This window comes from Paenibacillus sp. DS2015 (genome assembly GCF_050433705.1).
Taxonomy (GTDB): domain Bacteria; phylum Bacillota; class Bacilli; order Paenibacillales; family Paenibacillaceae; genus Paenibacillus_AQ.
Map to the genome: position 1 here is coordinate 101,671 of NZ_JBNPWS010000012.1, position 14,735 is coordinate 116,405.

At 40.0% G+C, this 14,735-nt stretch carries 10 protein-coding genes and 1 pseudogene; 7 read left to right on the forward strand and 4 right to left on the reverse strand.

Going from position 1 to position 14,735, the window contains the following annotated elements; genetic code table 11:
* Positions 1 to 112 precede the first annotated feature (112 nt).
* Together J2T13_RS12595 and J2T13_RS12600 are read left to right on the forward strand one after the other, a co-directional pair.
* Positions 113 to 745: a DUF6037 family protein gene (locus tag J2T13_RS12595; RefSeq protein ID WP_429371695.1), complete on the forward strand. Its 633-nt coding sequence runs from the start codon at positions 113 to 115 to the stop codon at positions 743 to 745.
* A gap of 309 nt (positions 746 to 1,054) precedes the next feature.
* A pseudogene (locus J2T13_RS12600) lies at positions 1,055 to 2,613 on the forward strand (IS3 family transposase).
* A 60-nt stretch (positions 2,614 to 2,673) separates the two neighbouring features.
* On the opposite strand, the gene J2T13_RS12605 reads toward J2T13_RS12600, so the two are convergent.
* Together J2T13_RS12605 and J2T13_RS12610 are read right to left on the reverse strand one after the other, a co-directional pair.
* Positions 2,674 to 3,504, reverse strand: a complete 831-nt coding sequence (locus J2T13_RS12605) for an ABC transporter permease (protein WP_429371697.1) — start codon at positions 3,502 to 3,504, stop codon at positions 2,674 to 2,676.
* 35 nt (positions 3,505 to 3,539) lie between these two features.
* Entirely contained in the window at positions 3,540 to 4,307 is a 768-nt protein-coding gene (locus J2T13_RS12610; RefSeq protein ID WP_429371699.1) for an ABC transporter ATP-binding protein, read from the reverse strand.
* 613 nt (positions 4,308 to 4,920) lie between these two features.
* On the opposite strand from J2T13_RS12610, the gene J2T13_RS12615 reads away from it, so the two are divergent.
* The 3 genes from J2T13_RS12615 (at position 4,921) to J2T13_RS12625 (ending at position 9,311) form a co-directional block, all read left to right on the forward strand.
* Positions 4,921 to 5,817 (forward strand): TauD/TfdA dioxygenase family protein, encoded by an 897-nt coding sequence (locus J2T13_RS12615; RefSeq protein WP_429371701.1) that lies wholly within the window; start codon positions 4,921 to 4,923, stop codon positions 5,815 to 5,817.
* A 215-nt stretch (positions 5,818 to 6,032) separates the two neighbouring features.
* Positions 6,033 to 6,986 carry a formylglycine-generating enzyme family protein gene (locus J2T13_RS12620; RefSeq protein ID WP_429371703.1) on the forward strand — a complete coding sequence of 318 codons (954 nt, stop codon included), beginning with the start codon at positions 6,033 to 6,035 and terminating at the stop codon, positions 6,984 to 6,986.
* A 39-nt stretch (positions 6,987 to 7,025) separates the two neighbouring features.
* Positions 7,026 to 9,311, forward strand: a complete 2,286-nt coding sequence (locus J2T13_RS12625) for a sulfatase-like hydrolase/transferase (protein ID WP_429371705.1) — start codon at positions 7,026 to 7,028, stop codon at positions 9,309 to 9,311.
* Positions 9,312 to 9,645: 334 nt separating this feature from the next.
* On the opposite strand, the gene J2T13_RS12630 is transcribed toward J2T13_RS12625, so the two are convergent.
* Positions 9,646 to 11,451 (reverse strand): LTA synthase family protein, encoded by a 1,806-nt coding sequence (locus J2T13_RS12630; RefSeq protein WP_429371707.1) that lies wholly within the window; start codon positions 11,449 to 11,451, stop codon positions 9,646 to 9,648.
* 200 nt (positions 11,452 to 11,651) lie between these two features.
* Entirely contained in the window at positions 11,652 to 12,893 is a 1,242-nt protein-coding gene (locus tag J2T13_RS12635) for a hypothetical protein (RefSeq protein WP_429371709.1), read from the reverse strand.
* A 315-nt stretch (positions 12,894 to 13,208) separates the two neighbouring features.
* On the opposite strand from J2T13_RS12635, the gene J2T13_RS12640 reads away from it, so the two are divergent.
* Both J2T13_RS12640 and J2T13_RS12645 read left to right on the forward strand, forming a co-directional pair.
* On the forward strand, positions 13,209 to 13,820 hold the full coding sequence (locus J2T13_RS12640) for a CPBP family intramembrane glutamic endopeptidase (protein WP_429371711.1): 612 nt from the start codon (positions 13,209 to 13,211) through the stop codon (positions 13,818 to 13,820).
* 91 nt (positions 13,821 to 13,911) lie between these two features.
* On the forward strand, positions 13,912 to 14,502 hold the full coding sequence (locus J2T13_RS12645; protein ID WP_429371713.1) for an MSMEG_1061 family FMN-dependent PPOX-type flavoprotein: 591 nt from the start codon (positions 13,912 to 13,914) through the stop codon (positions 14,500 to 14,502).
* Positions 14,503 to 14,735 lie beyond the last annotated feature (233 nt).

The following is a 14,735-nucleotide window of genomic DNA, read 5'->3' on the forward strand; positions in this document are numbered from 1 at the left end:
GGTGAACTTGCTGTGTGTTGCTGGTTACGGAGTGGTTTTTGAAGGTTACATTAATTTTTTGAAAAGTCAGATCGCCAGAAAATAGTAAAACTACGGATTGGAGGTAGAAAATATGGGGTACTCTTATAGCGGCATGGTAGATGGATTAAAAACATTTTATAGTTCTATGCGTCAGCTTAATGTGGAGATAGGAACTTTCGAACATAAATACAATAATGTTATATCAGATGCTATATTTGATACTAGAGATTCAGGCGGGTGGAAGCTAACATTCATCAAAAGAGCAAGTGGCAATGTTCTATGTGTTCCAATTCAAAAAGGATACCGTTTTTCTATTACCGGGAATGCAGAATATGATGCTCTCATTGAATATTTTGGAATTGGAAGTGGTAAAGGGCAATTCAGCATTAAAGACTTTGTTGATTATTTAGATAAGCAGATTCCCACTGAATACAGACTATCCGATAACAAGAGAAAAGCAATACTAAAGTATAATAAGTTAGATAATGAGAGTGATGGAATCTATCCCATAGGTATCAAAAACTGGGAAGTTATCCATGCTAAGAATCCAGAATTACCAGAAGATAAATATCATAGAACTCCAAAAAACTTATTAAAAACTAAAGAACTATATCCAGACATATATAATGCAACTAAAGATATGGATATAACAATTATGTACGGAACAGATTCTGGGGAAAATACTGAAAAAATAAAGGCTGGTAAAATAGATTATAAGAATTAACGTTATTGACCCACATAAACCTGTCATTGATGAGATGTTAGAGGGTAAGGAAAAAAGTTACACAAAAGGATTGAGAGGGTGCCGCACTCGCTCAGTTTTTTTTCACATAATCCCTCAAACGGAAACAAGGTGAGTCCCGTACTATTAGAATAGTACGGGGCCCACCTTGTTTATTGGTCTTGCTATCTTGTACATAAATGCCAATGCCTTCAAAGTACAGTTCAGTTATGACCCCCCTGTTCACAATAGTTGTCGTGCCTCTCAATAGAATGTACAGTAGTTAAAAAGAGAGAATGAGGTGGATCGACAATGGCTAGATATAGTAACGAACTTAAACAACAGATTATGCTACGGATGATGCCCCCTAATAATGAATCTGTAAGTCAGATTTCGAGAGATAGTGGATTGGCAGAGGCCACATTGTATAAGTGGCAAAAGGAAGCACGAGCGAATGGTGTTGCTGTACCCGGTGGTGAAAAAGAAACCGAGAAATGGAGCACGCGAGATAAGTTTTCCATTGTTGTAGAGACAGCCACGTTAAGCGAAATTGAGTTGTCCGAGTACTGTAGAACGAAAGGTCTTTTTGTAGAGCAAGTGGAAGCTTGGCGTGATGCTTGCATGCAAGCCAACGGAGGTGTTGCAGAACAAGCTACAAAACTACAAAAAGAACTACGTAACAAAGAACGCGAGATGAAGACACTAACCCGTGAATTAAAACGAAAAGATGCCGCATTAGCTGAAACGGCAGCCCTACTGGTGTTGCGAAAAAAGGCCCGAGCAATCTGGGGGGACCCCGAGGAAGACTAATTCCTGCCTCAGATCGTCAAGTCGCCATTACACTCATTGGGGAAGCTGTACAAGCTGGAGCACGGGAGAGACTGGCATGTCGTGAGCTTGCTATTACCCAGCGAACCTTACAACGCTGGCGTAGTGACCAATCTCCTCTCGAAGATCAACGCCCGCATGTTGTAAAGCGGTCTCCTTCTCATAAACTTAGTGAACCTGAAGTACAACACATCCTTGAAGTCATTAACCAAACGGAATTCAAGAGTTTACCACCCAGTCAGATTGTTCCTAGACTCGCAGATCAAGGCATCTATCTCGCCTCAGAATCTACCTTTTATCGTGTTATGCATCAACACAAGCAACAACATCATCGCGGACGTAGCCAGAAGCCTAGCTCGAAACCTCTTACCAGTCACTGTGCCACAAAACCTAATCAAGTATGGATGTGGGATATTACGTGGATACCAGGTCCAGTGAAAGGGATATTCTTTTATCTCTATCTTATTCTCGATTTATTTAGCCGTAAAATTGTAGGTTGGGAGATTTGGGATGAAGAATCTTCTGAATATGCAAGTCAACTCATGCGGAGAACCGTGCTAAAAGAACAATGTGTTATTCGAAAAAGCCCTCTCATTTTGCATTCAGATAATGGCAGTCCAATGAAAGGTTCAACCTTGCTTGAAACCCTATACAGTCTTGGAATTACACCTTCTAGAAGCAGACCTCGAGTGAGCAATGATAATCCGTATGCTGAGTCTATTTTTAGAACGTGCAAGTATCGACCGGATTTCCCTGTTAAAGGTTTTCAAAGTAGAGATGAAGCACGCGAATGGACATTACGATTTGTCGATTGGTATAACACTACGCATCGCCATAGCGGACTGAAATTCTTGACTCCGAACCAAAGACATCAAGGTCTATCTGAGAAGATTTTCGCAAAAAGAAAACAGGTCTATGAAGCAGCAAAAGCGAAGTATCCTAGTCGTTGGTCCAGAGAAATACGTGATTGGAATCTGAAGGAACAGGTATGGCTCAACCCCGAGAAAACAGTGGAAAACGAAGCTAATAAAAAACAAAGTTAATAACTACATAAGTTCTATAGAATCGCGACAACTGTCTTGACAACTACCGTGACTAATGAATTAAGCCTTAAAGTTATCCTGCCATTTCAGCAAGCGTTGCTCTAAGAAACGAACGAATGAGTCTGAGAATTTACCAGCAAGGGCGAAGATGATGATGCCGACGAATACGGTATCTGTCTGCATGAAAGAACGGGCATCTTGGATCATATAACCGATTCCCTTATCTGCGCCTAATAATTCAGCGGCTACTAAGCACATCCATGCGACGCTTAGTGACAACCGGACACCCAATAGAATATTGGGTAGGGCAGAGGGAAACATGAGTTTCGTGATCTGATGAAAACGATTATATTCCATGACTTTGGCAACTTCGAACAACTTATTATCTATATTTCGTACACCTAGAAAGGCCTGTAAGTACAGAGGGAAAAATGATCCGAGTGATATTAACAGCACTTTCGAAAGTTCCCCAAACCCAAACCAAAGAATAAAGAGTGGTGTGATCGCTAAGAGTGGAACGGTGCGAATCATTTGAAATGTAGGGTTTAAATAATGTTCTGATTTGCTGTTCATTCCAACTAGAATCCCAAAGAGTAACCCCAGACCTCCGCCTAATAGGAAACCTAGTAATGCTCGGATTAGACTGATCTGCATATTATCCCATAGGCTGCCTGAGACAGCTAATTCAATGGTACGGGATAGGATAAGAGAAGGAGATGAGAATAATAATGGAGGTAAAAACTCTATTCTAGTTAACACTTCCCAGATGATCAGCACCAAGGCGGGCAGAAACAAGGCACGGAATAAGATGGTTCCTTTATTGGAGTTTGCTTTTACTTTTTTCTTCTTAATGGATTTAGCGTTCGGTTGCGTCACGGATACGGTGTTCATTTATATGATCCTCTCTATAATGGGAATAGTATACATTAAATACTGAAGTCATCTTTCTCATTAATCTTATGATCTAGATGCTCTAGAATAACGGTCCTGAATTCTTGGAAGGACTTGCTTGATCTTGTTCTCGGATAAGGGATATCTATTGGAACTATGGCTTTAATTCGGCCTGGTTTAGCATCCATGACAACAACTTTTGAAGATAGAAACACGGATTCATCAATATCATGTGTGACTAACACCATCGTTGTTGTGTTTTTCTCCCAAATTTCATGCAAGGCTTCTTGTAAGTGAGCACGTGTGAAGGCGTCTAGTGCACCAAAAGGTTCATCTAATAATAAGACCTTGGGATTACGCAGTAATGCTCTAGCAATAGCTACACGCTGCGACATTCCTCCAGATAATTGGCGAGGATAAGCTTTTTCAAATCCTTTTAAGTTCACGAGTTCAATTAAATCGTCGACTCTTTTACGAACGTCGGGATCTTTTAAAGAGAGGTTACTTGCGATATTCTTCTCCGTAGTTAACCATGGGAACAATCGATGCTCTTGAAAAATAAAGCCTCTGTCTTTGGATGGACCATGGACCTTTTCAGACCCCACAAGAATATTTCCTTGAAAGTCTAAGTCTAGGCCGGCAATTAACTTTAGCAAAGTGCTTTTCCCACAGCCGCTCGGACCGATGATGGTTATGAATTCACCATTTTTAACGGAAAGGTTTAACTGATCTAATACATGAACACTCCCATTATCATTCTTAAAGGTTTTACTTACTTGATTGATTTCTAACGTAGATACCATAGAATGTTCTCTCCCCTTTTGAATTCTTGTGAATTGAAATGAAAAAAGAGACCCAGCAAAATGACAAATAACATCATTCTCCTGAATCTCTAGTTGTCTAGTGGATTCAATCCATTGTTTAAAATATAAGAAAGTATAAGTTTCACTTGAATCAATTTCATAATCGCCGATGCAGTTAAATCGGGTTGCGTAATTATGAAATTGATTCTTGATACTCTAATCCTTATATTTCCGCTGAAACGTGTGCCGTCCTTAAAAAAGGATGGCGAAGACGTTTCTACTTGTTTGTAAACAACTTATCATGGATAGAAATTATTATCAATACCTAATTCATACTAAATTCATTGGAATAGTTAAAATAAGTGTTGACAGACGATTTAGGTACTTGTTATGATACATTCAATTCATCAGCCACCTACATTCAAGCTTATCATTATGGCAACATGTTGATGTCAATTGAATATGAAAAGAATCGACTACCCGTGTAGAGATTCGATAAAAAGTAATGCATGTTACTTTTTGTTGGATCTCTTTTTCTTTTCTATCTAAAGAGACCAGACAGGTGTGGTTAGCGTGATTTAGTAAAATACAATAAAAAATGGAGGTAGTTCACATGACAACACAAAAACAACAATTGAAAGTAGTACCGGTAGCAGGCAGAATTGGAGCAGAAATTCAAGGGGTTCAATTACGTGGAGATTTAGATCCAGAGATTTTCAATGAAATCCAACAGGCTTTAAATGAGCACAAGGTGGTATTCTTCAAAGGTCAAAATCATTTAGATGATGCAGAGCAAGAAGAGTTCTCTAAACTACTAGGAGAGCTATACGCTCATCCAACTGTACCTGTAAGAGCTAATTCTAGTGCCATATTAGAGTTAGATTCTATACATGGTGCTAAGGCAAACCACTGGCATACGGATGTAACATTTGTACCAGAAGTACCTAAATATTCGATTTTAAGAGGTGTGACGATTCCATCCGTGGGTGGAGATACGGTCTGGGCGAATACCAACTCAGCGTATGAAGATCTCCCAGAAGGATTACAAAAATTAGCAGATGAACTATGGGCGATTCACACAAATGATTATGATTATGCGTCATTCACGCCAAGTAACGTTGATGCAGATGGAGAGAAGGAGGCGTTAGAAAAATATCGTTCTACCTTTTCATCAACTGTATTTAAGACTAGACATCCTGTAGTCCATGTACATGCGGAGACTGGAAAAAAACATCTCTTATTAGGTGGATTTGTAAGTAAGTTAGAAGGATATAAAACAAGCGAGTCGGAGCATCTACTTAGTATTTTTAACTCATATGTTGAGCGTCTAGAAAATTCAGTGCGTTGGCAATGGACGGAAGGTGACGTTGTTATCTGGGATAACTTAGCTACACAACATTATGCGATCGCCGATTATGAAGAACGACGCGTAGTACGTCGGGTAACGGTAGGAAAAGACGTACCTGTAAACCTTCAGAATGAAGCAAGTAAGATAGTAAGTAAACAATAGTAAACAGGCTCTAAATCATAACAGTGCTTGCTGAAAATAGAAACCTGTTCTGATTGTAGCTTCGATACTGGAATTGTCCTGGTGAAGCGTAGCGTCATCAATCAACTCGATACATTTGTCAAGCACTGATATTGGTGTTGACAACAGATACTTTCAGACTGCCGAATAATCTTCGGCAGTTTTTACTTAAGATTCAATCATGGAGCGTGATTAAGATGCAACAATCGAACACTAAATCTTGTTGTTCTGTTTCAAGAGATCAAGGCGTGCATTTAAGAGAAAAGAACATTATAGCAACGACCAATATAGGTACTCGTTCATTCGATCCTAAAGATATGGTCCACATTCCTGCGGGAGAATTTCTACTTGGCTCAGAGAATGAAGAAAGCTCTGTAGAAGATGGAGAGACGAATCGAAGGAAAGTGAACATCCATTCATTTCACATGGACAAGTATGCTGTAACCAATGAGCAATTTGAACGTTTCATCACAGAGACCGGTTATGTAACGGATGCTGAGAAATATGAGTGGTCTTATGTGTTTCATTTATTCGTTAACGATCTAGCGGAACAAGATATTGTAGGTTCACCTCAGGAGACACCTTGGTGGGTAGCGGTCCAAGGGGCATGTTGGAAATATCCTGAAGGGCGGAATTCTTCGATTGATAATCGGCTTAACCACCCTGTTATCCATGTTTCATGGAATGATGCTAAAGCTTATTCAGCTTGGGCAGGTAAACGATTGCCTACCGAAGGAGAGTGGGAGTACGCTGCTTCAAGTGGCGTAATAGATCGGAAATACCCTTGGGGAACTGAGCTACACCAGAATGAAGAACATCATTGTAATATTTGGCAAGGTGATTTCCCTCATACGAATCGTGGAGATGATGGTTACTTAAGTACTGCTCCAGTAGATAGTTATGAACCGAATGAATTCGGTCTTTACAATATGTCGGGGAATGTGTGGGAGTGGAGTGAAGATACGTTCACGAATCAACCCTCAGATTCATCCAACATCTTATTAGATCCATCCATCAAATTAATAAAAGGTGGTTCATACCTTTGCCATCGTTCATATTGTAATCGATATCGAATATCTGCTCGAACCTTCAATACAATCGATAGTTCAACAGGACATATGGGCTTTAGATGTGTGGCGAATGAATCATGATTGAAGTCATCAACCATTAAGGATAAGGGGTGTTTACGAGTGAGTAAATGGAATAAGAATCCTAACTTTAAAGGAGTTATAGGTTATACTGTCGCAGACTCAGAACTACATAGTCCCAACGAGAAGGAAGTCCCAGAAGGAGCACCTAATGTACTATTTGTAGTATTGGATGACATGGGTTTCTCACATTTAGGGAGTTATGGATCAGATATTGACACAGCCAATATCGACCGATTAGCGAACGGTGGTCTTCGTTATAACAACTTTCATACGACAGCTATTTGCTCACCGACAAGAGCTTCTCTACTGACAGGTCAGAATCCTCATACGGCAGGTGTATCTAATGTTACGGATTTTGCGAACGGATTCCCTAATAAACGAGGTTATGTTGGTAAAGAGACTGCATTATTAAGTGAAGTTTTAATCAAAGAGGGCTATAGTACATTTGCAGTTGGGAAATGGCATCTATCCCCGACAACGGATAATACGTTTGCCGGACCATTTGACCAATGGCCGCTCTCAAGAGGATTTGAACATTTCTACGGATTTATGAATGGAGAGACGAATCAGTACACACCTGACCTCATACTGGGAAATGACAGAATCGTACAACCTAAGACTCCTGAAGAAGGTTACCATCTGACAGAAGACTTAGTGGATAAGGCGATAGAGTATATAGGTAATCAAATATCAACAACACATCATAAGCCTTTCTTTGGCTATCTTGCCTTAGGGGCTACGCATGCTCCGCATCATGCCCCCGCATCCTATATTGATAAATACAAGGGGCGATATGATAAAGGATGGGATGAAATACGCAAAGAATGGTTCAATCGTCAAAAAGAACTGGGTATTATTCCTGAGAATACACAATTAGCTCCTCTTAATCCTGGTGTTACAGCTTGGGAAGATCTTTCAAATGATCAAAAGAGATTATACGCAAGAATGCAAGAAGTTTTTGCTGCATTTCTAGATCATACCGATGATCAAATTGGAAGAGTGATTGATTATCTAGAGGAAACGGGTCAACTGGATAACACAGTTATCGTCCTACTGTCGGATAATGGTGCAAGCCGTGAAGGTGGATATCATGGAACATGGAATGAGTGGAAAAACTTCAATCTACCGAATGCAGGGATGTTTGAAGAAGGATTGGAAGCCAGTGCATTTGAAGAAGAATTGTCTCATATCGACCAATTAGGCTCACCGCTGACTTACAATCATTATCCTACAGGCTGGGCTCAGACTGGAAATACGCCATTAAAATGGTACAAAACATATGTGCATGCGGGTGGAGTGAAAGATCCACTTATTATTCATTATCCTAACGGGATTAAGACGGGTGGAGGTATTCGGGAACAATTCCATTTTGTCAGCGATATTGCGCCAACTATATTAGAGATTATAGGTGTTCAGCAGCCCGAAGAGATCAAGGGGACCCCACAAATTCCTTTTGCAGGGATCAGTCTGGCATATTCATTCGATCAACCTAATGAAAAGTCCAAAAGAACAGTACAGCACTTTGAGTTATGGGGCCACCGAGCGATCTGGAAAGAAGGATGGAAGGCCGTTGCGATTCATCTGAGTGGTGAACCTTATGAATCTGACCAATGGGAACTCTATCATGTAGATGAAGATTTCTCGGAAAATCATGATCTAGCGCAGACTAACCCGGAAAAGCTAGAGGAGTTAAAACAAAATTGGGAAGAACTCGCTATTAAATATGATGTATTTCCACTTGATGATATGTCTGTAATCCAGCAGAAGTCTGAGGAACCACAAAAAGAATATACGTTCTATCCAACACGTAATTTTAGAATTAATACCTTCGATAGTAAAATTAGCCTTAAGAATAAGCCACTGATTGTAACTGCTGACGTAAACATAAGCTGGGAAGCAGATGAAGGGGTATTATTTGCACAAGGCGGTCGATTCGGAGGATTTGCATTATACGTTAAAGATAAGCATTTAGTATTTCATTACAGCTATTTCGGTGAAAAGCATTATTCAATACGTTCTACATCGACAATACCAGTAGGTCCAGCTCAATTGAAATTCGAATTTGTACCTAAAGGAAATCTACAAGGGACCGGAGTACTCTATATCAATGGAGAGAAAGTGGGGGAAGGCGATATTGATAGAATTGTGCCAGCGCTTGATGCTCCGGGATACTTCACAATAGGTGAAGATATTCATACCGCGGTGAGTCCAGAATATGAAGCTCCTTTCCCATTCACAGGAAAGTTGAATCATGTCCGGTTCGAACAGCCACAAGGTGGCCAAGATCAAGAGAGTCGACTGATAGCAGAATTAGCTACGGAGTGATGAAGAAAGACTATAACCATATAAATAACGAGTGATGGCGGGGATATGGAACCCAACTCGAGTTGAGAATGGGTCCCATATCCTTGCGGGTTATATACTTCATCTGAGTTTTTTCAATTAGGAAGATACTATGTTTACTCCTCTTATCAGGTTGTCACTGCGGGTTGGTTTGTCATAATCAACATAGCCCGCACATCCCGAAAATAGAGCGTATTGTTCAAAATCTTGTTGAGTTATAACACAAATAAGCTGGAGCGCATATTGCAGCGCTCCAGCTTATTTGTTGTGTGGAGTACATATTTGATCTTGATACCTAGGGATGTCACAACATAACTTATTCCTCGACTTCTCTATCTGGTAATTGTGTTACGTAACTATCTGACAAGTGAAGGAGTGCTAGAGCACGTTCGAATTCATTTTCTGTTGCTTTGAGTGGTTTGACACCATCACCAGCTAACGTAAAATGCTGGCCATCCTCGAATCCACTACCTGACAAGAAGAGCTCTTCGTTGTTTACGAATGATCCAGTCGGCAAGTAATAGCGTTGAGGGAGTAAGTTATAAGTCGTCTGATTCAGTAGGTCCTGTCCGAAATGAATATGATCATTAAGCGACACACCTAGTAAATTAGATACCGTAGGCAAAATATCAACTTGACCGCCTAACTGCTCCTTCACGCTTGAAGTCGTAACACCCGTTGATGAAATGATCAATGGAATATTAATTAACTCGCGTTCCGAATATTCATGACCGAGAATCTCTTCCATTAACACTTGGTCATCATCTTCGAGAGAGAAGATAGGTAGTCCACGATGATCACCATACAGTACGATTAAGCTGTTATCCCATACACCGTTTTGTTTGAGTTCATCGATAAAGAGGCCAAGCGCATAATCAGCGTAATTCTGAGCACGAATATAATTGCCGACAAACGTTCCTTCAAATCGCTCAGGGAGTGTCATTTTGTATTTGTTTTCTGGAATCGAAAACGGATTGTGAGATGACATCGAGATCACGTGTGAATAGAAAGGTTGATCATTCTGATCCATTCTCGCTAGCTCTGCAGCAGTCTTTTCGTATAGAACTTCATCCGACGCTCCATAGAATACGGTATCATCTTCGCCGAAGTAAGTTTTGTCATAGTAACGATTAAAATCTAATGCACGGTAAAGTTCACCACGATTCCAGAAGTCAACCTCATTTGTATGGAACGTGGCGGTGTCGTAGCCTTGCTCTTGTAGCAACTTCGGTAAGCTTGGAAGCTCCTTGGCTGCGTAAATCTGAGTAGCTGGACCATCCGGCGGAACATAGAACGAAGTGTTCACAATAAATTCGGCATCGGATGTGTTTCCTTGCCCGACTTGCTGGTAGAAACGAGGGAAATAGAAGCTGCTCCCTGCGAGCTTGTTCATATTAGGGGTTACTTCTTGTCCATCAATGGATAGATTCATTAAGAAGTTCTGGAAAGACTCCATTTGAATGATGATCAGGTTCTTTCCTTTGGCTGATCCCAATAAGACTGGATTAACCGAAGCTTGAATTCCCTTGGTTTCATCAATAGCTACCTGTGTAATTTCATAAGCATTAATCGGTTCTTCCGCTTGACCCGCCAGCAGACTGTAGGCTTCGTAATTGAGAATCCCCATTTGTTCAGCTTTAATTGTTTCATTCATGCTTGCTCGGTTAGGAAAAATATTAAACGAACAAAGCACGATGGAGATACAGAATAAGGCCGTAACTGCTTTACGGTTCGCCTTCAGCGACATGGAGCTCTTCCAATTGAGTGCCATCTGACGTCTGAACATGATAAAGCTAATGATAATGATGTCCACAAACATAAACATATATTGCGGGTGAATGGCCGAAAATATACTTTTCTTTACTGCTCCAACTTGTTTGACCTGCTCTAATACCTTAGAGGTAGCAATAATGCCAAAATGATTATGATATACAATTAATGAGAAGAACAAAATAGTAATCAATAGATTGACAAACATATAAATCGCTATTTTTCGTTTCGTAGCGAACCATTCAATCAAACAAAAGACTAGTAGAACAAAAGGGATTTCTTTAAGCAATATGGTCCAAGAGGGTCCGTCTTCGAATAGAAAATACCAAACAAAATAACTTTTTGCTAACATGATTAGCGAAAAAAGTAGTATAGACTTTTTACTGGATGTGCGTGAGGTGAACGGCATTATTTCTACGCATCCTTTTAGTTATTATTTCATTCATTTTAGTACATATAAGCGTTGGAAATCAACTAGACTTGGGAGAGAAATACAAAATGTGTAAATGAAGCGCTTAAGGATAGACAGGATAGACGCGGCCTTATGATACGCTAAAGCCGCTCTTCCAATGCATCGATAAACTTGCTTATCTCTTCATAAAACGGGTCTTTAAATACGTCTTCTGCTGCCGGATATTCTTTGGTGAGGCGCTCCAATAACACAGAAAATTTTTCTGTTAGCTTACCTGTTAACTTATCCCCGTGAGTAGCGATAACTTGATCGAATGCCGTCCTCACGTCGGGTCTAAGAGTCCTATCAGATTCGAATATTTGGGTATTGCTTGAACCGATAAAGAAACTAAGCAAGTTTTTGTGAAATTCCAATTCAACCTGATCATAACGTGGAGACTGAGGATAAGTTGTTAAATAAGCTTCGGCCTGTAATGCCCTGCGGGCTATCTCATCCCATTCAATAATAATACCACCATCGGCTTTCATTGGGTTATCAGACCCTACTGCCATGAGTTCTAAATACGCAACCATAGCTGGACTCAAGCGGCTGGTATAACTTAGAAGCGCGCGATAGTCGATAATCGGAACTACGACACCTTCCCCCTCTATGAGCTTATATTTACCTTCAAATGCATCCATGGCCAACTGTTTAGCGTCATGATCGGGAACTTGCGCTACAACTTCCAAAGTTATCGGGTTCTGGAGATGTTTGAATGCGGATATTGTGCTTTCATCCAGAAAGGAGGCATGAACTTTACGTAGATCTATTCGGTAGAACTCCTCCAATTCCATAAGTTTAATATCAGCTTGTGCTGTAGTGAGTGAAGGGAGGGTGGCTGATAGAAGCGCTGTATATTCCTTCGCCGAAGAAATCGATTGGATCATGATGGTGCTCAAAACATCTGAATCTATCTTAGCTAACTTCTTGTAAGATTGGAGCTCCTGAATATATAGTTCTGCATAACCATTGGTTATCCAAACTTCATAGGATATTTTCTCTGTGTGAGGACCTTGTGTAGGTTGAAAGGAAATACGATAATCAGCGGGTCTGGACATCTCGAATTTCACTTTCGTCCAGTTGCCTTGATTGATGATTCGATGGACTGTTGCTACCGACTCTGGATCTAATATCACGTGGTATGGTTCATACTCAGCTTCAATGTTACCTCTGCTGTGAACAATCAATTTATGGTTTGTTATATCCTCTAACATCTGATCATCATTTTCATCTATCTCTACCGGTGGATTTAGAAGTGTATAATCATTTTCTTGTGTTGTATTATTGCACCCAGATACTAGAATAGTCATGATTATAAGATAGATCATCCATCCCATTCGCATTGAAACACCCCCACTTATAATCGGAATCAATAATAGCCTGTTACATATATCAAATTCCTTCTTATGTTTTAACGTAAGAGAGGCGTGTATTGTTGCGTAGTACCTATAAGTTACCCTATTGATGAATATCATTGCAATTTCCGAAAGAAATATTATACCATTGGATTAATGCAATATGGGAAATTGTGGTTGAATATGATGGTTGCATAGGAGGGGGAGTGCCTCTAGATATGATATAGCTAATATTTCAAGTTTATTGGTTCGGAGCATTCACGGTATATTGGGTGGTGTCTGATAGGAGAAAGGGCGGTTAATATGCAAACTATCAATTTACTATTTAGCGCCATTTTACAAGCCATACTACTCGCAACGATTCCCATGGTTTGGTGGTTGATTAGTGGCAGAAAAGAATCTAGCTTTTTGAACTGGTTAGGCTTAAAAAGACCTGTGGTTAAGAATAAAACTAAATATTCAATTACTTTTGTAGCTACGATGATTCTTTTGTTAATACCATCATTTACAATAGTTCCACTTTTTGTAGATAAATCTGCGATGGCAACGTCCCAATTTATTGGGCAAGGAATGTCTGCATTCATTCCAGCTTTGATATACGGTTTTTTACAAACTGGTTTTTCTGAAGAATTGTTTTTTAGAGGTTTTTTGACCAAAAGGTTGGTACATAAGTTTGGCTTTCAAATCGGTAATGGGATACAGGGTTTATTGTTTGGGCTTATGCATGGGTTAATGTTTCTATCCGTAGCAGGATTATTGGGTGCTATGATTATAACGTTATTTACGGGTATAGTAGGTTGGTTAATGGGCTGGATTAATGAAAAGCAATCCGACGGATCTATCCTCTCAAGTTGGTTACTTCATGGTTGTGCCAACACTTTAGCATCCATTATATTCATGTTTAATATTCTTTAGATAATTTCACTCTACACACTTCTATCTAGTATGATAGACGAGAAGATATTTCTCGAATGAACCAATACTGTCATTAGGAGCGGATAACCCAGTGAACGATTTGTGGAAGGACGATATCATAAGTACGGCTGAAGAATTAAAGGAAATGATAGGAGCACCTCATGAAGCCGTAGTTAAGAAGGTGGTCACACAAATAGATTCGCATATTGAGAATTTTATTGCACAATCGCCACTTTTTTTTCTAGCAACATCGGGTGCAATCGGAAGAGCAGATGTATCGCCACGAGGGGACCGTGCAGGGTTCGTTAAAGTTTTGGATAATAACAGAATTGCTTTCGTTGATCGTCCGGGTAATCGCCGTATTGATTCTCTGCTGAATATGCTTGAAAATCCACAGGTGGGGCTGATTTTTCTTATTCCGTCTTTACAGGAAGTGCTTCGTATGAATGGACGAGCAACACTTACACGCAATGAAGCATTCATTAATGACATGCAATGTGAGGGGAAAACAACAGGAATTGCGGTAATTATTGAAGTAGAAGAATGTTTTATTCATTGCCCAAGAGCCTTTAAACAAGCAGGACTATGGGATTATGAACAATGGTCATCAAAAGATGAGCTACCTGTTGTTACTGAAATGTTTCGGGCACATTTGCAAATGAACAACTATAAGGGAGAGTAGTCTGGCTCTCCTCAAACCTCATAACGTTGTAAGATGTCGATTTCAAGCGGCATCTTTTTTTCGTAGAAGAAAGTTGCCCCATGAACTTGTTTTGAAAAACTGCGAATGAAATGAAGACAGCGTTACCTAGGTTAAAGAGACCTGGCGGTAATCTTTCGCTAATGAAATGATCTAAGTCGTTCATTGACATTTACTGGGCAATCACTATAATTAAACTAGACCGACGGTCAGTC